This window comes from Cyanobacteria bacterium FACHB-DQ100 (assembly GCA_014695195.1).
Taxonomy (GTDB): domain Bacteria; phylum Cyanobacteriota; class Cyanobacteriia; order Leptolyngbyales; family Leptolyngbyaceae; genus Leptolyngbya.
The window spans coordinates 950,413-969,613 of record JACJNW010000028.1; the positions used below are offsets into that span (position 1 = coordinate 950,413).

The 19,201-nt window shown below is 48.4% G+C and carries 19 protein-coding genes; 7 read left to right on the forward strand and 12 right to left on the reverse strand.

The features are described from left to right. Positions 1 to 113 precede the first annotated feature (113 nt). The 5 genes from H6F51_15685 to H6F51_15705 form a co-directional block, all read right to left on the reverse strand. Entirely contained in the window at positions 114 to 3,023 is a 2,910-nt protein-coding gene (locus H6F51_15685; protein ID MBD1823923.1) for a UPF0182 family protein, read from the reverse strand. 64 nt (positions 3,024 to 3,087) lie between these two features. Next, positions 3,088 to 3,630 (reverse strand): DUF721 domain-containing protein, encoded by a 543-nt coding sequence (locus tag H6F51_15690; protein ID MBD1823924.1) that lies wholly within the window; start codon positions 3,628 to 3,630, stop codon positions 3,088 to 3,090. Positions 3,631 to 3,633: 3 nt separating this feature from the next. Further along, complete coding sequence (locus H6F51_15695; GenBank protein ID MBD1823925.1) at positions 3,634 to 4,572, reverse strand: cobalamin biosynthesis protein; 939 nt, start codon at positions 4,570 to 4,572, stop codon at positions 3,634 to 3,636. A gap of 1 nt (position 4,573) precedes the next feature. Continuing rightward, the gene (locus H6F51_15700; GenBank protein ID MBD1823926.1) at positions 4,574 to 5,017 is read right to left on the reverse strand and encodes an RrF2 family transcriptional regulator; all 444 of its coding nucleotides are present in this window, start codon (positions 5,015 to 5,017) and stop codon (positions 4,574 to 4,576) included. A gap of 82 nt (positions 5,018 to 5,099) precedes the next feature. Next, positions 5,100 to 5,375, reverse strand: coding sequence for a hypothetical protein (locus H6F51_15705; protein MBD1823927.1), 276 nt, complete (start codon positions 5,373 to 5,375; stop codon positions 5,100 to 5,102). Positions 5,376 to 5,602: 227 nt separating this feature from the next. Here H6F51_15705 and H6F51_15710 point away from each other — a divergent pair, with 227 nt between their 5' ends. The 3 genes from H6F51_15710 (at position 5,603) to H6F51_15720 (ending at position 7,993) form a co-directional block, all read left to right on the forward strand. Next, entirely contained in the window at positions 5,603 to 6,439 is an 837-nt protein-coding gene (locus H6F51_15710) for a metal-dependent hydrolase (GenBank protein ID MBD1823928.1), read from the forward strand. A 147-nt stretch (positions 6,440 to 6,586) separates the two neighbouring features. Further along, positions 6,587 to 7,498 (forward strand): fatty acid desaturase, encoded by a 912-nt coding sequence (locus H6F51_15715; protein MBD1823929.1) that lies wholly within the window; start codon positions 6,587 to 6,589, stop codon positions 7,496 to 7,498. 129 nt (positions 7,499 to 7,627) lie between these two features. Next, on the forward strand, positions 7,628 to 7,993 hold the full coding sequence (locus H6F51_15720; protein MBD1823930.1) for a phage holin family protein: 366 nt from the start codon (positions 7,628 to 7,630) through the stop codon (positions 7,991 to 7,993). A gap of 173 nt (positions 7,994 to 8,166) precedes the next feature. Here H6F51_15720 and aroH read toward each other — a convergent pair whose 3' ends face one another. After that, positions 8,167 to 8,562, reverse strand: a complete 396-nt coding sequence (gene aroH / locus H6F51_15725; protein MBD1823931.1) for a chorismate mutase — start codon at positions 8,560 to 8,562, stop codon at positions 8,167 to 8,169. A gap of 83 nt (positions 8,563 to 8,645) precedes the next feature. Next, entirely contained in the window at positions 8,646 to 9,482 is an 837-nt protein-coding gene (gene sppA, locus H6F51_15730; GenBank protein MBD1823932.1) for a signal peptide peptidase SppA, read from the reverse strand. A 138-nt stretch (positions 9,483 to 9,620) separates the two neighbouring features. Between sppA and H6F51_15735 the strand changes: the two genes are divergently transcribed. The 4 genes from H6F51_15735 to H6F51_15750 are packed head-to-tail and all read left to right on the forward strand — an operon-like array spanning position 9,621 to position 13,677. Then, positions 9,621 to 10,691, forward strand: coding sequence for a DMT family transporter (locus H6F51_15735; protein ID MBD1823933.1), 1,071 nt, complete (start codon positions 9,621 to 9,623; stop codon positions 10,689 to 10,691). Positions 10,692 to 10,744: 53 nt separating this feature from the next. After that, positions 10,745 to 11,641: a HEAT repeat domain-containing protein gene (locus H6F51_15740; protein ID MBD1823934.1), complete on the forward strand. Its 897-nt coding sequence runs from the start codon at positions 10,745 to 10,747 to the stop codon at positions 11,639 to 11,641. A 29-nt stretch (positions 11,642 to 11,670) separates the two neighbouring features. Then, positions 11,671 to 12,756 carry a glycosyltransferase family 4 protein gene (locus tag H6F51_15745; protein MBD1823935.1) on the forward strand — a complete coding sequence of 362 codons (1,086 nt, stop codon included), beginning with the start codon at positions 11,671 to 11,673 and terminating at the stop codon, positions 12,754 to 12,756. 21 nt (positions 12,757 to 12,777) lie between these two features. After that, positions 12,778 to 13,677, forward strand: coding sequence for an LD-carboxypeptidase (locus H6F51_15750; protein MBD1823936.1), 900 nt, complete (start codon positions 12,778 to 12,780; stop codon positions 13,675 to 13,677). On the opposite strand, the gene H6F51_15755 is transcribed toward H6F51_15750, so the two are convergent. The 5 genes from H6F51_15755 to H6F51_15775 all read right to left on the reverse strand — a co-directional run bounded on the left by H6F51_15755 (position 13,662) and on the right by H6F51_15775 (position 19,083). Beyond that, the gene (locus H6F51_15755; protein ID MBD1823937.1) at positions 13,662 to 14,234 is read right to left on the reverse strand and encodes a Uma2 family endonuclease; all 573 of its coding nucleotides are present in this window, start codon (positions 14,232 to 14,234) and stop codon (positions 13,662 to 13,664) included. The two genes, H6F51_15750 and H6F51_15755, sit on opposite strands and share 16 nt — an antisense overlap. Before the next feature lie 25 nt (positions 14,235 to 14,259). After that, a complete protein-coding gene (locus H6F51_15760; GenBank protein ID MBD1823938.1) occupies positions 14,260 to 16,062 on the reverse strand; it encodes a M61 family metallopeptidase in 1,803 nt (600 codons plus the stop codon). A 62-nt stretch (positions 16,063 to 16,124) separates the two neighbouring features. Next, positions 16,125 to 16,817 carry a Crp/Fnr family transcriptional regulator gene (locus H6F51_15765; GenBank protein MBD1823939.1) on the reverse strand — a complete coding sequence of 231 codons (693 nt, stop codon included), beginning with the start codon at positions 16,815 to 16,817 and terminating at the stop codon, positions 16,125 to 16,127. 62 nt (positions 16,818 to 16,879) lie between these two features. Further along, complete coding sequence (locus tag H6F51_15770; GenBank protein MBD1823940.1) at positions 16,880 to 17,731, reverse strand: inositol monophosphatase family protein; 852 nt, start codon at positions 17,729 to 17,731, stop codon at positions 16,880 to 16,882. 272 nt (positions 17,732 to 18,003) lie between these two features. Beyond that, positions 18,004 to 19,083, reverse strand: coding sequence for a PIN/TRAM domain-containing protein (locus H6F51_15775; protein ID MBD1823941.1), 1,080 nt, complete (start codon positions 19,081 to 19,083; stop codon positions 18,004 to 18,006). Positions 19,084 to 19,201 lie beyond the last annotated feature (118 nt).

The following is a 19,201-nucleotide window of genomic DNA, read 5'->3' on the forward strand; positions in this document are numbered from 1 at the left end:
AGATTGCGTCGGAATTCCGCGAAAGGAATGCCTCAATTGTATCAACGCGATTTTAGTGAACTAGGGAAAATACTTAAACTTCATTAATCCTAGATAGTCGATTCATCCAGAGTTTACCGAGTCTGAGCAGGGGATTCCTCAACGGGTCGAATAATCGCAGGGGCAGGAGTCACTTCCGGGCGGAAGATAGCTTTTAGCGACTCTTCCAAAGTTGGAGTCATGACAATGCGATTTTCGTAAGCAACGACGACTCTGACTAAAGTGGGTAAACTGTTTTGCTCGGCTTCCAGATAGATGGGTTCGACGTAGAGCAGCGATTGTTCGATCGGAACGACGAGTAGATTTCCTTGAATTGCTCTCGACCCCTGACGATTCCAGAGTGAAATTTGTTGCGAAATCACGGGGTCTTGATTGATTCGCGCTTCGATTTGTTCAGGGCCATAGACTAAACGCTCTTTGGGAAAGGTATAGAGCAGCAATCGCCCGTAGTTTTCACCGTCCGATCGCGCTGCTAACCAAGCAACCAAGTTTGTGCGAGCCTGCGGAGTGTAAGGCAACAATAGAATAAATTCTTCAAACGGAACGGTCGGAAGGCTGGTAATTAGATAGTAAGGCTCGACCAGTCGTGATTGATTGCCGTAGACTTCATTTGCGATCGTCCATTGATCCTCCCGGTTGTAAAACACTTGGGGATCGGTCATGTGATAAGTTCTGAGACGATCGGATTGAATTTTGAAAAAGTCTACGGGATAGCGAATATGCTGACGCAGCGTTTCGGGCATGGCGCTGAGTGGCTTAAATAAACTTGGAAATATTTTTGTCCAAGTAGTAATGATGGGATCACTTGGATCAGCAACATAGAAATCGACTGAGCCATTGTAAGCATCAATCACAACTTTAACGGAATTGCGAATGTAATTAATTTGATTTTGTGTTGGCTCAGAGTAAGGATAACGATCGCTCGCTGCATACGCATCGATCATCCAATAAAGATAATTTTGATTGGGTTCTGAGGCATTTGGATTGCCATTTGCAGCAACGAGATAAGGATTGCTGTCATATCTGAGAAATGGCGCGATCGCTTGAATTCGCTGCTTTATGGTGCGCCGAAACAGCACTTTCGTTTCTGGCAAAAACTCCCGCGTGACTAGCAGCCGCCAATCTTTCAAATACATTGCAAACAAACTACGTCGCCACCAAGATCCGATCGAGAGACCACCTTTACCGTCGTAGCTGTTGTAAGCATTATCGCTGCCGCTCGGATAGTCTAACTCTTGCTGCCGAGTTCCTGTCATAACGTGCGTATCGGTAAGCTCACCGTAATAGATTCGGGGTCTACCGATCGGGATGCTATCGCGAATCGCTTGACTCGATGTTACAAGTGCGCCTCCGTTTGTGTTACCGATATCTTTGACAAAATATTCTGGTAATCCACCTGCCCCCACGACATTCACTGGACTGATCGTAAAACCATACCCGTGTGTATAAACCAAGTGTTGATTTACCCAGGTTTGAGCTTGTTCTGGAACAGCGCGGTAATCTAATTCTCTTGCAGCAACTAGGACTTGTCGGCGTTCAGTCTGACTCGGTGCGGGTTGAGACGATGATGCTGGAGCGCTGGGTCTTTGGGTCGGGGCTTCGGTTCGTAGCGTGTAGCGATCGAAATCCGCATCGGGAAACCGATAATAGAGCCGAATCTGCTGCAATTCGCGATTGGTATCTAGCAAAGGGCGCTGATCCCACAGTCGAATATTGCGAACGGTGAGATCGTTGTTTCTCAAATCTGCTTCGCTGAGTTGTCCTTGAGGATTAAAAGTTTGAGTGTCGATCGCATTCAAGCCAAACGCTTGACGAGTGAGGGCGATCGATCTTTCGATATAAGGTTGCTCTCGTACTAATTCATTTGGCTGCACGATGAGGTACTGCACCACTTCGGGCAGAACGACTGCAACGATGGCAACAACACCGTAGACAATTAATCCAAAGCCGACCCAGCGACGACGCTTCGATCTCGGTCGCCAGAAGATCCAGCGCCAGAAGAGATAGAGCGCGATCGCAAGTGCTGTGATTCCGAGCGCAACATAGGCGGGTAACTGGACATGGATATCGGTATAGCCCGCGCCATAAACGGCTCCTCGCGTTGAGTAAAGCAGTTCATAACGGCTGAGCCAATAGCTAAATGCCAGCGAGAACATGAACAGACTGCCTACTCCAAATAAGTGGCGCTGTTGTGTAGAGGAGAATCCAAGAAAACGCCCTTCGCTCAGGCTATTCCCAGATAACAGATAGCTCAAACTAACAGAGAGCAATCCAAACAGCGACAATCCTACTAACCATAGTGAAAGCAATTCGGCGATGGGAAGTGCAAAAATATAAAAGCTAATCTCGTGATTAAACAGAGGATCTGCTGCATTAAATGCAGTGGGATACAGATACTGCAATAGATCAATCCAATGCTGAGATAATATGAAGCTCAATAATAGAGTTAATACAATTGCGATCGCAGTTAATAAAAATTGAGGAAAAATCAGAATCGAAATTGCAGCAGCGAACGCGATCGCCGGATACCAAATCTCAGTACTAAAGTGCTGAACAATTTGCCAAATTGCACTGAGATTAAACAATGAAACTGTTGTGACGAAATTCGATTGCCAATAACGCCAAGCTAACTGTCCATAGTGAGCGAGCATAAACCCGATCGTGAGGCTGAGTACGATCGCCAGTGGTAACAGTGTTCTCAACCGTAGAGATAGGAGTGTATCAAATCGCGCTTCTTTTTCATCGATTAGTGGGTCATGTTTTAATCGATCGACCGTTCTGAGATTGAGCAGAAAATATGCGATCGTCACGCCTGCAACAATCAGTCCGAGCAGTCCCTGAGTAATAGTTTTTATCAGAAAAACGGGCAGATACCCGACCTCCTGAAACCAAAAAATCTCTGCTCCAAAATGAGCAAAGACACTAAGCAAAATCCATCCACCTAAACAGAAGGTGAAAAACTTTAGGAAAGTGTTTTGAAGCACAGCGTTGAAGCGAATCTTTTCATCAAACTCACGTTAGTTTAACGCGAATTAGAAGGCGCATTCTCTAACGTTTTGCAGCGCAAATGGCACAAACTGACCAGCGTTGAAGCTCTCCCGGCGGCGTTGGACTGCCGCACTCCGGACAAAGCGGCAAATGTTGAGCGCGACTCTGTACGATCGATGACCAGCGATCGAATGCAGTTTTGGCATTGCTAAATAGCGCAAGCTGCGTTTCAATCTCTGAAGTTTGCCTTGGTAAAAGACTCGGATGACTTTGCCAAGGATCAGACTCAACCGGAGTTTCAGTCTGAGGCGATCGCCATTGAGCGGTCGAAAATCGAATGTCGCTGAGATCGATCGATAACCGCTCTCGAATCTTTCTCAAAATCATGGAACGTTCAAACACAAGCGTCTGTGTCCAAACTGGACTCGCAGTCGTTACTTCCAGAACGTTGCGCTGAATAGCGATCGGTTGAGCATAATTCGCAATCTTCTCGCTAACCAGTTCTGCCCAGATCTCTAGAATGCGCTGTAGCTGTTGACGCTCTAGAGACTGATAATGCGGCTCGATCGCCCCCAAAATCGACTGTAATTCTTGAAACGACATAATTTATTGAAGAAATACGAGTGCGATCGCTAACCAAATCAAGAAGCACGATCGCGTTAAGTTCGTTGCTTGGTGAATGGTGTCGATCGTAATCGGTCGTAGCGGTTCACCGAGTAATGGTTTCTGTTTCTTAACGCCGCGATAATAATTCACTCCACCAACTTGAACGCCTAAAACCGCCGCATACACACACTCACTCCAACCCGAATTCGGACTCGAATCCTTTGGCGCATCTCGTTGGCAAAGGCTCCAAACCTCAAGCGGCTTGCCTGAAATCAGACCTAAAGTAAACACCGTCGACCGACAAGGGAGCCAAGTCAGAACATCATCGGTTTTAGCGCTAAACCACCCAAAATCCGTAAATGGCGCTTCTCGATAGCCAATCATTGAATCAAGCGTACTCGCTGCCTTATACGCGATCGCCAACGGAACACTCCCCACCGGCGTAAATGCTCCAATCAACGCATAAAACAATGGAGCCATCACACCATCAACAGCATTCTCGGTCACAGTTTCTAGAATAGCCCTGAGAATCTCTGGTTCCGGCAAATTCTCTGTGTCCCGACCGACATACAAGCGTAATCGCGATCGCGCCTCCTCCAAATTCGGCAGCAAGCCTAAAACATCTTCCGCAGCCATTCTCAAACTTCGTCCTGCGAAACAACTCGCAAGCAAAACGACCGCAATTGCAGTCCCAAACGCTGAATGAATCGATTTTGCAACTTCAATTGCGCCCCAAGCGATCGTAGCGCTTCCTAGAATGAGTGCGATCGTCAAGACAACTCCAGCGATCCTCAGCAGAATCGGATTTTTGGTGAATCGAAACGCGATCGTTTTGAATTGCTCGATCGCCCATCCCATCACCTGCACCGGATGAATCCAATTCCACGGATCGCCGATGCAAAAATCCAGCAATGCTGCCCCGATTAAAACCCCGCTCATCTCAAACCACAAAGCTCGCCCCTTCTCCCTGAGATGCCCGCCAACTCCGCGCATCGTAGTATAAATCCTCCAGCGAAATGCTGTACAGCGCGTTTTGCAGCTTTTTGTACAGTCGGTTCCACACGCTAAACGCCACCCAATCTTCTGCCTGAGCATCATCCGGTGTATGGTGCGACAAGGGTTCCACACTTTCCCCAACTGCCGCAAGAATCTGCCCTAGTGAAATTTCTGCGGGATGTCGCGCCAGTTGATACCCGCCCTGCGCCCCTCGAATCGAGTGAACCAATTTTGCTCGGCGCATTTCGATTAGCAACTTTTCCAGATAAGGAGCCGGAAGAGCTTGCCGAAGCGCGATCGCCTTGACCGAAGCTGGTCCATATTCTGGCTGAAAGCACAAATCTAGCAACGCCTTCACGCTGTAATGCCCGCGTGTCGTTAGCTTCATCATCAGAGAAATTGTCTCATCCTACTCTGAATAGCCTAACAGGGAAGGCGAATTCTATTGAGGTCATGCACTCAACCCAGTTCTACCGCTCTTTTAGAGATTTCACCCAGTAGTCTTTAGAAGTGCTCATTGGAATTCCTGTACTTGCAAGCTCTTGCTGAATCTTGAGTCTTTCCGAGACTGAGGGATTGGACAGAAACTTGGAACGGGTTACTAACTGTAAGCTCGAAGGCTGAACCGGACGAGACGCGATCGCAGGAGGAGTAGGCCGAAGCGCCAGTCCCACTAAACTTACGATCGATGCAGTCCAGCCCGTAAGCGCAGCAATGGTTAACCACTTTTCAACTGTCTGATTCATCCTCGACTCCACCATGCTCAGGAACTTGCTTGCAGACCGGCTCTAACCGGACTAACAGAGATATCTTGCTCTCAATGATTATAACTTGATTAACAAAAGCAGGAATAGATCTCGCTCTGTTGTCAACCGTAAAGATTGGCAAATTTTGCGATATATAGGCAAAACTCCGGAGGAATTTCCACTAGAATCCGATGTCCCTTGCTCAAAAGACAGTGTTTTGAATGGTTATGAATCTCAAGCGCCTGCTTCAAGTGGCGCTGCTTGTTTCAGTCGCAATCGTAATTTTGATGGTGAGTGTCGTACCGCAGGGATCAAGCGCTACGGCTGGAAAAACGCAATTGCAATGGTACGGACAGTCCGCATTTAAGCTCACCACTCCATCGGGTAAAGTCCTGTTAATCGATCCCTGGCTGACTAATCCTGTAAATCCAAACGGCAAAACCGATCTCGCCAATCTCAACCGAGCAGATTTGATTCTGATTACACATGGTCACTTTGATCATGTCGGCGATGCCGTGACGATCGCCAAAAAAACAAACGCCCCCTTAGTCAGCACCGCCGACTTAGGACAGGCATTAGTAGGCATCGGCTATCCCAAAAACCTAGCTACCACGCAAACTCTAGGGAATTTCGGGGGTGAACTGACGCTGTTAAACAATGAAGTGAAAGTTGCTTTCATTCCGGCTGTTCACAGTTCGGCAGTTGCATCAGATGGGAATCCAGCCCAGTATGCAGGCAATCCGGGAGGATTCCTAATCACAGTGCAGAATGGGCCTGTCATCTATCACACAGGCGATACTGACGTTTTCTTGGATATGCGGTTGATCCCAGAATTTCGTAAAGTTTCGGTGATGCTGGCTTGCATCGGCGATCGCTTCACGATGGGGCCTAAGCGGGCAGCCACTGCGGTGAGTTATGTTAAGCCAAATGTTGTGATCCCGATGCACTTTGGCACTTTCCCTTTATTAACCGGAACACCTCAAGCGTTTCAAGCCGAACTCGCTCGCCAAAGAGTCACAACAAAGCTTCAAGTCATGAAAGTGGGTCAAACGATTCAGCTTTAAGTTGCTTGTAATGCCTCTGGTTAAGAACCAGGGCAATTCTAAATCTGAAAAGAGTAGGGTCACAATATCTCTCTGGTTGCTTTACTTAACTTAACCACAGCACGTATCGTACAATACGCAAAGTATTCATGTATGAGAGGTGGTGTGATGTCGGAGGCGGCAACGAAGCCCCTGACGATTCCGAGGGAGTTGCTGGGAGCGCCCGGTGATTTTAATCCAACGTTATTAATATTTCTGATCTCAAACGCGATCGCCATTATCACCACACTCGGCTACTGGTGTTGGGGATGGGTGGATTGGGTTTGTTTTTGTCTAAATACGATCGGGCTGCATCTGCTGGGAACGGTGATCCACGATGCTTGTCATGGTGTGGCGCACCGCAATAAGGTGATGAATGCACTCCTCGGACATGGAAGCGCCTTTTTCCTGTGCTTTTCTTATCCAGTCTTTACGCGGGTACACATCCAACATCACGGCAACGTCAATGATCCTGAAAACGACCCAGATCACGTCGTTTCGACGTTCGGGCCACTCTGGATCATTAATGCGCGATTTATGTACCACGAGTTCTTTTTCTTTCAGAGAAAGCTGTGGCGCAAAAATGAGCTGCTTGAGTGGTTTTTAGCGCGGCTGTCATTAGCGATGATCGTCTTTGTCGCAGTGAAGTACCACTTTTTGGGCTATGTGTTTAACTTCTGGTTTATTCCCTTGGCGATCGTGGGCTTGGTGTTAGGGCTGTTCTTTGACTACCTGCCGCATCGTCCATTTAAGGAACGTGATCGCTGGAAAAATGCCAGAGTCTATCCAAGTCGAATTCTGAACGGCTTGATTTTGGGACAGAACTATCACTTGGTGCATCATCTTTGGCCCGCTGTACCCTGGTACAAATATCAAGCTGCATACTATGCAGCAAAGCCGATTTTGGATGAAAAAGGATCGCCGCAATCGATCGGACTGCTTAAAGAAGACTTTCTTGGCTTCCTCTACGACGTTTTCTTAGGCATTCGAATTCATCCCAAGCCGATTAAAGAAATTCCTGAAGCGCCGCTCGCTGAATAGCCGGAAAGCCCCAACCCTGAAGTGAGAGTTGGGGCTTTTTAAGATCTGCCTGGATGGAGAGGATGCCTTTACGATCGCTGCGCCAGAATTAGTTATAGAAAAATTGTTATTAATGCGGAGAAAACAAACATGGGATATTTCCTAACCATCCTGGTAACAGCACTCAGCTTGCTTGTCGTGGATATTGTATTACCCGGTGTCAATATTGAAAGCTTTGCGGTCGCGCTGATTGCAGGTGTGGTGATCGGTTTGGTGAATACTTTTATCAAGCCAATTTTGTCGCTGTTGACGCTACCGATTAACCTGCTGACGTTGGGATTGTTTTCGATCGTCATTAACGGAATCTGTTTTACCTTGGCGGCTGCTTTGGTTCCAGGATTCCAAGCTCACGGTTTAGTGTCCTTCTTGGTCGCACCGTTTATTCTGTCGCTGGCAAGCACATTCTTGAACAAGTATTTTGCTGAGCGCAATGTTGATCTCAAGCCGAATGCGTAACTAAACATAAGTTTGAACATAAGTTTGACAAAGGTTTTCGCTGCGGTTTGAGCGGTTAGTTGCCCCCTAGCTCCCTCACAAGTTGGGGGACTTTGATAATTGTTTGATAACTGATCGATACCCATAGAATTCTGAAATAAAAAAGGGCGGTATCTCAACCGCCCTTTTTTTCGCTAATTTTGAGGACTTGCGATCGAACTCAATGCCCAATCCGGTCGCAAATTCTTCGCCTGCCGCAAATAAGGATGATGAATTTTCACATCTGGATCAGGCGTATTGAAATGAATCAGAAACCGAATACAGCGCTCTAAACTACCCTGGACGTGCATTTGCTGAACATCAATCAGGGGCACATTCGCCCAGTGGGAGCGCTCACGAGCGATTGCCGCTGGAAAAATCGCATCAAGATCCTTAGTGACTGTAAACGTAGCGCTGACGATTTCCTCCGGGTCGAGTTGGTTACAAGTTTCTAACTCATCCAATAACTCTATTACCGCTTCCCGAATTGCCTCGATCGTATTCTCTGAAGCGGTGGTCGCTCCCCGGATTGCTCGTACTCGCCAATGCACGTTCCCGTCCTCCTAAGTCTTGCTCGTTCGTACCTAGATTATCAACGAAAGGGCAAGGGTGAAATCCGGATAAATGCTTTGATCTAAGGACGATACAACCACAGCGGCAATCCACAAGTCTCAAGTTCAAATTCCAACCAGTCCATACCTACCACAAGCGGCGGTAAAGCTCCGATTAAACCGTCTAGACGATCGTTCGAGGCGAAGCGACCGACTAAGGATTTCTTTTCTTCAAAGTTATAAGTCTTCGTCTTCTCTGGATCGAGATTCACCAGTTCACATGCCCAGCGTCGCGCATCTTCTTCGGTTCCTAAACGATCGACCACACCCAATTCAACCGCCTGCTGTCCGGTAAAAATTCGTCCGTCTGCAAACGATCGCACCGTTTCTTCTGAAAGATGGCGCGACTCCGCAACCGTTTGCACAAATTGAGAATAGCTGATATCGATCAGGTCTTGCAGAATTTTTTGTTCTGGCTCCGTGAGTTCGCGATCGAACGACAAAATATCTTTGTAGGGCCCTGATTTAATCACCTTGAACGATACGCCAACTTTCTCCAGCAATCGCTCAATATTGTTACCGCGCAGGATTACACCAATGCTACCTGTAATCGTTCCAGGATTCGCCATGATGTGCTGTGCGCCCATGCCGATATATACGCCGCCCGACGCGGAAATATTGCCGTAGCTCGCAACAATCTTAGTTTTTTGCCCCAACCGCTTCAGCGCTTCATAAATCTCCTGCGAATCGCCTACCGTTCCGCCAGGGCTGTCAATTCTCAGCAATAACGCCGGAAACTCTCGCTCCTCCACCGTTTTCAAATTTTCTAACACTCGTTTTCGAGTTGCGCCCGCGATCGCACCTTTAACTTCAATTCGAGCAATCTGCTTCCGCAACCCACGCTTAAACAACCGCACCATAATGCCTTAACCATCACAAGTTAAGACAATTTTAACGTTTCCGCTTGAGATCCATTCGATCGACATCGCTATCCAGACTACTTAACACTTCTACATAATTTACTAAGATGAGAAGAACACCATTCCCAAATCGCACTCATGCAGACTAAATCTCGCTCTTTGATCCTCCTGATTGCACCGTTTTTCCTGTGGGGAACCGCAATGGTAGCGATGAAAGGCGTAATTCCAAATACGACTCCGTTTTTCTTAGCGGGGGTGCGCTTACTACCTGCGGGACTTTTGGTGCTGCTAACGGCGGCATTTATGGGTCGATCGCAGCCCAAAGGGTGGGCAGCATGGCTCTGGATTAGTTTGTTTGCGATCGTAGATGGGGCGATGTTTCAGGGCTTTCTCGCTCAGGGATTAGTCAGAACCGGAGCGGGATTGGGATCGGTGATGATCGATTCGCAGCCGCTAGCGGTGGCACTCATGGCGCTGTGGTTGTTCGGTGAAAAGATTGGGTTTTGGGGCTGGGTGGGACTTGCGATCGGCGTTTGCGGCATTAGCTTACTGGGATTACCAGAAGAATGGATTCTTTCTGCTGGATCGCGGTTAGGCGATGCCCTATTAGATATTCATTCGTTTACCGATTTATTAGCAGGATTGTTTGATAACGGACAGTGGCTGATGCTGTTAGCGGCATTATCAATGGCGGTCGGAACAATTATTTCGCGCTATGTCTGCCGGTATACTGATCCAATTGTGGCGACGGGATGGCACATGATTTTAGGCGGATTGCCGCTGTTTGGATTATCAAACCAGCTAGAAAGTGGACAATGGACGAATTTAACGGCAGCGAACTGGGTGTCGCTCTCGTATTCGACGATTTTTGGTAGCGCGATCGCCTACGGCTTGTTTTTCTACTTTGCCGCCAGTGGAAGTCTTACGAGTTTAAGTTCGCTGACCTTTTTGACCCCTGTATTTGCGCTGTTGTTTGGAAATCTCTTCCTCGCAGAAGTCTTGAGTCCGGTTCAGTGGGTGGGCGTGGGCTTCACGCTAATTAGCATTTACTTAATTAATCAGCGGGATATGTTGGGCGAGAAACTCAGTGGTTCGATTTCTGAGTCGATCGAGGAAGTTCAGGGTAACATAGCCGAGAAAAGGCAATTGCTACCGCAAGCCGAATCAACTCTCAGTGAAATTACGACTCTGTCCGATTCCGACTCTTAGCTTTTAGCAATCCGAGTCGGATGGCGATATGACCTTCCGTTTTGGATTCCGCTATGACTCGTTCTCTCCTCCTGATTGTCACTTGCGCGGCTTGTCTCAGTTTGTCTACGCGCTCAGTTCAAGCCATTCCCTCTCAATTAGCTACACCGCTTTTAGCCAAAACTGGAGAGCCAGCGAAAACGCCGTTTTGGGCATCACCTTTGTTTCTGGGTGGGCTTGGGGCAACGAGCATTGCTGGAGCGCTTACGGCTTGGGTACTCAAGCGCAAATCGATCGCTGAGAATTTAGGTGAGCAGAGCCGCGCGATCGAGAATCTGGAGCGATCGCAGTCAGTGGTATCTAGCAGCAATGGAACTCCCGATATAAGACCGGAGCTTCTGCCGCTCACCGGGAATTCTCAATCAGAAACCGCCACCCAGGCAGGATCTGGTGGAATGCTGCAGGTCGTTGAATTACCCAAAGCAGTTTCTTCACTTGCGATCGAAGAAACCACGCGTCTTGCAAAAATCAACATTGTTGATGAACTGATTCAAGACTTACGATCGCCTGACCCTGCAAAGCGCCGCAAAGTCATTTGGGAGCTAGGGCAGCGCGGAGATACTCGTGCTGTGCAACCGTTGGTTGATCTGCTCGTCGAGTCGGATTCTAAGCAGCGAAGTTTGGTTCTATCTGCACTTTCAGAAATTGGCACTCGAACCCTGAAACCCATGACAAGAGCGTTAGCCGTTTCGCTCCAAGATGAGAATGCAGAGGTGCGAAAAAATGCCATTCGGGATTTGACCCGCGTGTTTGACATGGTTTCGCAGATGAGTCATTTGCTGCATCAAGCAACCGAAGATTCAGATCAAGAGGTGCAAGACACAGCGAAATGGGCATTGGGACAATTGAATCGAATTCGATCGACTCCCTCAGAAGCGCCCACGCTGAAAAATCCAGAGAGTTTGCCGTAGAGTAGGAAAACACTCCACGTTAGAATCCTGTGTCTCGATCGAATCCGCTTAAATTACTGCTGCTGTCTACTCCGGTTGGCGCGATCGGCTCCGGTTTAGGCGGCGGCGTTGAACTGACGCTCACAAATATTGCCCGATCGCTGATCCTTCTCAATCATTCAGTGACAGTAGTCGCGCCTGAAGGCTCTGTTCTGGATGGCATTCCGCTAGTGCCGATCGCGGGAAATCTCCAAATTACGGCGCAATCTCAGGGGCGCGATGCCCTGATTACGCTACCTGCGAATTCAGTGTTGGGGAATGCTTGGGACTATGCGCGGCAAGTTCAGCATGAGTATGATGTGCTGATTAATTTTGCCTATGATTGGCTGCCGTTCTATCTCACGCCATTTTTTGAACGCCCGATCGCTCATTTAGTCAGCATGGGATCGCTGACCGATGCAATGGATCAAATCATTGCTCAAGTTGCTGAACAGTTTCCCGCGACGATCGCGGTTCACAGTTTGGCGCAAGCAGAGACATTTTCGTTTCGCGATCGCTGTTTTAATCTCAAAAATGGCTTTGATTTATCGCAGTACCAATTCAATCCAACCCCAAAAAATCACCTCGCTTGGGTCGGTCGAATCGCACCCGAAAAAGGGTTAGAAGATGCCGTCGCTGCCGTTGACCAAATTGGAATTCCGCTGAAAATCTGGGGCGTGCTTCAAGACGAAGCGTACTGGAATCACATTCGAGCAAGCTATCCAGATGCGCCGCTCGACTATTGCGGCTTCCTCTCTACTCAGGATTTACAAAAAGCGCTGGGAGAATCGAGAGCGTTGTTGATGACTCCGCATTGGGTCGAAGCGTTTGGCAATGTAGCGATCGAAGCACTAGCCTGCGGCGTTCCGGTGATCGCGTATCGTCGCGGTGGGCCGGCTGAGATTGTGCAGCCGGGTAAAACGGGGTGGCTGGTTGAACCGGATAGCGTCGCTGGATTAGTTGAGGCGATTTCTAAACTAGAGCAAATCGATCGCGCCGAATGTCGTCAGCAGGCAGAGCGCGAGTATTCTTTAGAAGCGATCGGAGAGCGGTTAGAAATTTGGCTCGATCGCATTGTACAATCCCAAGATTTATAGATCGCGAAATTTGTAGATTTTATGAAACGCTGTCAGCCTCCTGCACCGCTTAAACCTGGCGATCGTCTCTGTGTGATTGCGCCAAGTGGCACCTTACGCGAACTAACTGCCTTCAAACAAGGCATTGAGGTGTGGAGGCAGCGCGGCTATCAGGTCGAGCTAATGGCTGGCTTTGACGACCAGCATGGTTATCTGGCGGGAACCGATGAACAGCGTCGCGCTCAATTTGCAGCCGCGCTGAATGATCCGGCTTGTCGCGGAATTTTGTGTGCCCGTGGAGGATGGGGCGGTGCAAGGGTGCTGGAAAAATGGCGCTTTCCCGCCGTTGAACCGAAATGGCTGATCGGGTTTTCGGATATTACCAGTTTGCTGTGGGCTTATGCAGAACAAGGTGTTTCTGGGGTTCACGCGCCGTTGCTCACGACGATCGCCGCTGAGCCAGAGTGGTCAAAAAAGCGTTTGTTTGATTGGATTGAAGGGCGTTCTCTGCCTGCGCTTCAAGGGTCAGGCTGGGTAAGAGGTCAAGCGTCTGGATTGTTATTGCCTGCAAATCTTACGGTCGCGACGCATCTTCTAGGGACACCGTGGCAACCGGATTTTTCGGGGGTGATTTTGGCGATCGAAGATGTCACTGAAGCCCCGTATCGCATCGATCGAATGCTGACGCAATGGCGCTTGTGTGGAGAGTTTCGCCATATTCGTGGGATTGCGATCGGGCGATTTAGTAAGTGTGATCCGCCTGCGGGAATGCCGAGTTTTAGCATTGAAGAAGTGCTACGTGATCGACTCTCTGATCTAGGAATTCCGATCGTATCTGGTTTACCGTTTGGTCACGATGGCGAAAATGCAGCGTTGCCTGTGGGAATTCCAGCCGAGATTGATGGCGATCGAGGCGTTCTCAGCTTTCAAGCGAATACTTGATCAACCGCAATCTCGAAGCCGTTGAGAACTTTTTGAGTCGCGATCGTCTGTCCGGGGCTAAAAATCTGCCAGGATTGGTCGATCGTTCTCACCATGATTAGTTTTGCTTCAGGAAAGACAAGCCAAACTTCCTCGCAACCGGATTCTAGGTATTCGATCGCTTTCGCAAACATTTCCTCGGCGAAATCGGTCGGAGAAGCAACTTCCGCAATTAGAGGATAACTTCGTGGAACCGTAGCACTTTGATTAAACTGAGCAAACAGAGGTGCGGGAAGATAAGCACAATCCGGTCGTCGTCCTTGCTTTTGAGTCCGACAAGGGGCTTCCGGTAACGCTTTGCCCCCTGGCTCATGTGCTGTCGCATAGTTGTTCCACGCGGTCACAATATTGCCTTGAGCGATTGAGTGCTTAACCGTCATTCCTGTTTTTTCAACTAATTCACCATTTACCCATTCCATGTCTTGTGGAGGATTGGCAACGAAATCCTCCAAGGTGAATGGTTTAGAAATTTCTTCTTGTACTGGTGCAAGAATTTCTTGCGAAACAGTTGCAATCATTATTTTTTCTCCATGTATTTTACTTCTAGCGGGAAAGTGAAGCGATCGAGACTCCTAGCCATTGCTCGAAGTTCTGCTGCTGAAGCTCGGATGGATTTTCGATCGTCTCAATTCCGTAACTGGTTGCACGCGGTTTTGCAAGCGTCAGCGATCGCTGCTTCAATTCATCGCCATGGAATACCGTCAACGTAATCGTATCTCCGGGCTGATAATCCTTCAGTCGCTCCTCAAACTGCCCGGAATTGACGCGGAAGCCATCGATCGCCAGAAGTTCATCACCAGGGTCGATCGCCGCTTTCTGAGCAGGCGAACCCGCTTCGACAAATTTGATCATTTCCCGACCGCCTTCTGTCTTCACCGTCATTCCAGCAAACGGCGGTAAATTTGGTGTGTCGACGTTCGATCGCAGACGCAATCCAAATGCGGCTAAATATTCGTCAAATGGAAGTTCTTCCGTTCCGTGAAGATAGCGATCGCAGAAATTTGTTAAATCAAAGCCAGCAATTGATTCGATCGTTGTTTTCAATTGTTCGGGAGTGAAGCCGATTTCGTCTTTACCAAATTGCTGCCACATCACGCGCATGACATCATCAAACGATCGTTGATTCTGATGCTTGATCCGAATCGCTAAGTCTAACAGCAGCGTCACCATCTCACCTTTGAGATAATAGGAAATCTGAGAATTGGCACTATTCGCATCGGGACGATAGAGCTTAATCCAAGCATCAAAACTCGATTCGCTTAAGGGTTGCACTAAACGTCCGGGCGTTGTCAAATAGCGAGAGACTTCTTGACCCAACGCATTAAGATAAGCCTTTGCATCATAAATTCCTGCACGATAGGGAAAGATTAAATCATAGAAGCTGGTTGTTCCTTCACTAAACCAAAGTGACGGCGTGTAATTTTCACCGTCGTAATCAAATACTTCAAGCGCTTTTGGTCGAATTCGTTTCACATTCCAAAGATGAAAGAATTCATGAGAAACGAGCTGCATAAAGCGATCGTACTTCTCTTTCGCCCGAAATCCTAAACGCGAATAAATCAAAGAACAGCAATCTTTATGCTCTAATCCACCGAAGGAATTTGCAGTTAAATGTAAGAGAAAGAAATAGCGATCGTAAGGCAATCCGCCAAACATTTCAGCCTCAACCTGAATGATTTTTTGTGTGTCTTGAACAATGCGATCAACATCTAGTTTTCCTTCTCCCCAAACCACAAATTGATGCGGTTTTCCTAATACTTCAAACGAATAAACTTGATGCTGTCCAATCTCAAATGGACTATCGACCAATGTATCGAAATCTTTGGCTTCAAAGGTGTTAGGTGCGATCGCAGGCAGCGCCGTCACAACTTGCCAATCTGAACGCGGCGGAACGATCGTGACGCGAAAGGGTTGCTTCTCATACCCCGGCACATAAAAGAACAGTGCTGCTCCGTTGAAATACCCGTGATTTTCATCGAGATGATTCGTCCGTACCGTCAATTCATTGGCAAAAATCTGGTAGTGAACCTCGATCGCCTCTTTACCCTGAGTTTGAATCTGATAGTGATTTTTAGCTAACTTTTGCCAGGGCGATGCAGATTTGAAACCTTGCAAATGGCGTGAATACTCGCGCACTAAGTACGATCCGGGTGTCCAAACGGGCATCTTGAGGTCGATCGTTGGCAATGTCCAACCCTGAATTCGCAGCGTCACCTCGAATAAATGCGACTCCGGCTCAGGCATCGCAACGACATACTCAAACGACAAAGCACTCTGTGGAGAAGAGTTTGAAATTTCCGCTTCTGGACGTAGCGATCGGATAGCTCCAAACTCTTCGTGATTCATAGCGCTCAACTCCGGCAACAAAGGATTTCTCTATCCATCATGCCGCAATTCCACAACCCAACTCACCCCTTTTTAGAGGCTAACGCAGTAAGCTGCTGCAAATTTATCAGATGAATGACCTGCTGCTTCGGCTCAATCCGAATCCAGCCCTTGCTATCCAGCTTTTCGAGAATTTTGCTCGTTTCCTCAACGGTGATATCGGTTACATCAGCCAGATCTTTGGCAGGAATATTGAAAATATAAACCCCTGAGCCAGAAGACTGACCGTAGCTTTCAGCTAGCCCGACTAACGTGTTGACAAGCTTAATAGCTGCGGGTTGATGGCGCAACTGAAATCTAAGATTCGTTTGGCGCAATCGTCGTACCATCAATTGCAGCATTCGATGGTGGAGTTGCGGGTCTTTAAACAGGGTTTGGATAAAGCGCTGTGCCGAAATGCTCATCAGCCGCACATTAGAGAGCGCAATCACATCGGTCGATCGGGGAGATTCATCCAAAATCGCCATTTCACCGAAAAAGTCGCCGCGACCGAGGAGCGCCAGCGTTGAAACCTCTTCGCCTGTACCAGAGTGTCGTCGGACTTTGACCCAGCCAGAAACCACAAAATACACAGCATTTCCCCAGGCATCTTCCATCAAAACGGCTCTGCCACTGGGGTACTCATGTTCAGTCGCAACGGAGAGCAACCAATCTAGCGTCTCTGGATTTGCCGCCGCGAGTAATGGAAATAGCTCACTGAAAACTTCAGTCTGCATCGGATGATCCACTGGGGAAAGAGGTCGTTTTTATCTTTCCCCAATTCTTCACGTGATATTCATCACACCGAAAGTTGGGGATCAAGAACGGCTCTTAACCGGGGTAAAAGCGCCTCTACCGCCTCTCTTTGCCCAATGACGATCGCTTGCTGATGCGCCAAACTTTCTAAATTTAAGACCTCTGGAGTGAACTCGATCGTGTTGCCGTCTAAGTCACAGCACGCCAAGCCCGCAGTTTGTGCAATCGCGATCGGGGCGACCGTGTCCCAAACTTTCACGCGGCGATTTAGGTATAGATAGACCTCAGCTTTTCCTAACACCACGTTCATTACTTTTAAGCCGAAGCTTCCAGGCGATCGCAAAAATTCAATTTCAGGGATTGATGCAGAGATCTGGCGGGCAGTATTGCGGAAATCTTTATCGCCAATAATGATGCGGTAGGAATCGACTCGCGCTTGCGGAATCTTACAAAGCTCCGGCTCATCGTCTCCGATCGTCTGCCACACGCCTAATGATTTTCCACCGTAATAAAGAGCATCCTGCTCCGGTGCATAAATCCAACCCGCGATCGGCGATTGGTGTTCCAGAAGTCCAACTAACACTGCATAATCCGGATCGCCGTGAATAAAATCCTGGGTGCCATCGAGCGGATCAATACACCAGAGTCGATCGTACTCTTCCTGATACTGTTTGCGAGAGGCAGCGTTTTCTTCAGTAATGATGCCGTCGTTGGGAAAAAGCGTAGTGAAGAATTCAGAAAGCTGTCGATCAAGCGCTTGATCGACTGTGGTGACAAAATCACCGGGTTCCTTCTGAAAGACTTCGTAGTTCTGGGTGGAAAGGGTTTTGGCTTGTTGTCCACACGATCGAACAATGCGCCGGATCTCGGTCAACTGGGCGGGAGTGAAAATCATGGACAGAGGGTGAAGGATGACAGGAGCGATCGTAGAAGACAGATTCTGAAAGCACAACCGGATACACAAAGATTTTATCGTTGAGATTTTATCGTTTGTGCGCTTTCCAGGTTCCACCGTAAACATAGAAGGGATTATTTTGGCTCACTTGATCCCAACAGCTTCGACAAGCAAAAATCCACTCACCAGACTCATCGCATTGAATACGGTAGAGAACAGGAGCGGATTTTTCACAAAGAGAACAAGTTTTTTCTCGATCGCGACTCATGGATTTACGCTAAAGCTGAAGCTTTTGGTTTAGCAAAGATCATACGACCTGCGGAAGTCTGCAAAGAGCTGGTGACGATCACTTGAAGCTCTCCACCAACATAGCTGCGCCCATCTTCAACCACAACCATCGTGCCGTCATCAAGATAGCCAATCCCTTGAGCGGGTTCTTTCCCTTCTCGCAGAATTTTTAGATCAATGCTATCTCCTGGTAAGTAGGACGGGCGAATCGCTTGAGTCAAATCATTGACGTTCAGAACGGGGACTTTCTGAACGGTTGCAACTTTATTCAGGTTGTAATCGGTGGTCAGTAGGGTTCCGTTGATTTCTTGAACGAGACGCACCAGCTTCGCGTCTACAGTTGGGATATCGTCGTAGTCTGCGGGATGAATGACCACACGATCGGGATAGGTTTCTCGAATCCGATTGAGAATGTCGAGTCCTCGCCGTCCCCGGACTCGTTTTTGGTCGTTCGAGGCATCTGCAACCTGCTGGAGTTCTTGCAGAATGAACTGCGGCACGAGTAGCTGACCTTCGAGAAAGCCTGTATCCAACAGGTCGGCAATTCGACCATCGATAATGCAGCTTGTATCGAGGACTTTTGTGGTGGCAGCTTTGATCGTGCCTTCAGAGAGCAGGAGCGTTTCAGCGCTGCTGGGATTGATCAGGCGTAAAAGCGATCGACCATGCACATCCGCAAGCGACATGCCTGAAACTGCAAACATGATGCTACCAACCACAGCCGTGAGCGGTTTGAGAAACGAGAATTCCGATGGAATCGGCAGCAGGAAAATCGGTGCAAGCAGCAAATTCGCGACCAAAAGCCCAATCACGAGACCGACTGAGCGACTGAGTAGGGTATAAGCTGGAAGTTGCCGGACATCACGTTCGATTCGGCGAAAGGTTGTCTGGGCGACAAGCCCGATCGCTAAACCAAAAATTGCACCAAACCCGCCACAAACCCAGCGGAGTGCTTCTGGATTTGAGACTTGTTGCAGTACACTTCCAGGCAGTGCTTCAATGCCGTGAAAGCCAGTTTCCGCCCCTGCTAGGATAAATGAGATGATGATAATTGCGTCGAGCATAATGGCACTGGAGACGCATTGGAGCGTCTGTACGGGAAAATTGCGAGTCAAGCAAAACGATGAAGCACTGCACCCAGTCACGCGAAGTTACCGGATCGATGGGAATTTGATGCAAATC

Bases quoted from the DNA above. Each gene is read 5' to 3' on its own strand.
- H6F51_15735 (MBD1823933.1), top strand. From the start codon at position 9,621: ATGCAGACTAAATCTCGCTCTTTGATCCTCCTGATTGCACCGTTTTTC.
- H6F51_15720 (MBD1823930.1), top strand. From the start codon at position 7,628: ATGGGATATTTCCTAACCATCCTGGTAACAGCACTCAGCTTGCTTGTC.
- H6F51_15740 (MBD1823934.1), top strand. From the start codon at position 10,745: ATGACTCGTTCTCTCCTCCTGATTGTCACTTGCGCGGCTTGTCTCAGT.
- sppA (MBD1823932.1), bottom strand. From the start codon at position 9,482: ATGGTGCGGTTGTTTAAGCGTGGGTTGCGGAAGCAGATTGCTCGAATT.
- H6F51_15710 (MBD1823928.1), top strand. From the start codon at position 5,603: ATGAATCTCAAGCGCCTGCTTCAAGTGGCGCTGCTTGTTTCAGTCGCA.
- H6F51_15705 (MBD1823927.1), bottom strand. From the start codon at position 5,375: ATGAATCAGACAGTTGAAAAGTGGTTAACCATTGCTGCGCTTACGGGC.
- H6F51_15765 (MBD1823939.1), bottom strand. From the start codon at position 16,817: ATGCAGACTGAAGTTTTCAGTGAGCTATTTCCATTACTCGCGGCGGCA.
- H6F51_15755 (MBD1823937.1), bottom strand. From the start codon at position 14,234: ATGATTGCAACTGTTTCGCAAGAAATTCTTGCACCAGTACAAGAAGAA.
- H6F51_15750 (MBD1823936.1), top strand. From the start codon at position 12,778: ATGAAACGCTGTCAGCCTCCTGCACCGCTTAAACCTGGCGATCGTCTC.
- H6F51_15775 (MBD1823941.1), bottom strand. From the start codon at position 19,083: ATGCTCGACGCAATTATCATCATCTCATTTATCCTAGCAGGGGCGGAA.
- H6F51_15695 (MBD1823925.1), bottom strand. From the start codon at position 4,572: ATGAGCGGGGTTTTAATCGGGGCAGCATTGCTGGATTTTTGCATCGGC.
- H6F51_15760 (MBD1823938.1), bottom strand. From the start codon at position 16,062: ATGAATCACGAAGAGTTTGGAGCTATCCGATCGCTACGTCCAGAAGCG.
- H6F51_15700 (MBD1823926.1), bottom strand. From the start codon at position 5,017: ATGAAGCTAACGACACGCGGGCATTACAGCGTGAAGGCGTTGCTAGAT.
- H6F51_15770 (MBD1823940.1), bottom strand. From the start codon at position 17,731: ATGATTTTCACTCCCGCCCAGTTGACCGAGATCCGGCGCATTGTTCGA.
- H6F51_15715 (MBD1823929.1), top strand. From the start codon at position 6,587: ATGTCGGAGGCGGCAACGAAGCCCCTGACGATTCCGAGGGAGTTGCTG.
- H6F51_15690 (MBD1823924.1), bottom strand. From the start codon at position 3,630: ATGTCGTTTCAAGAATTACAGTCGATTTTGGGGGCGATCGAGCCGCAT.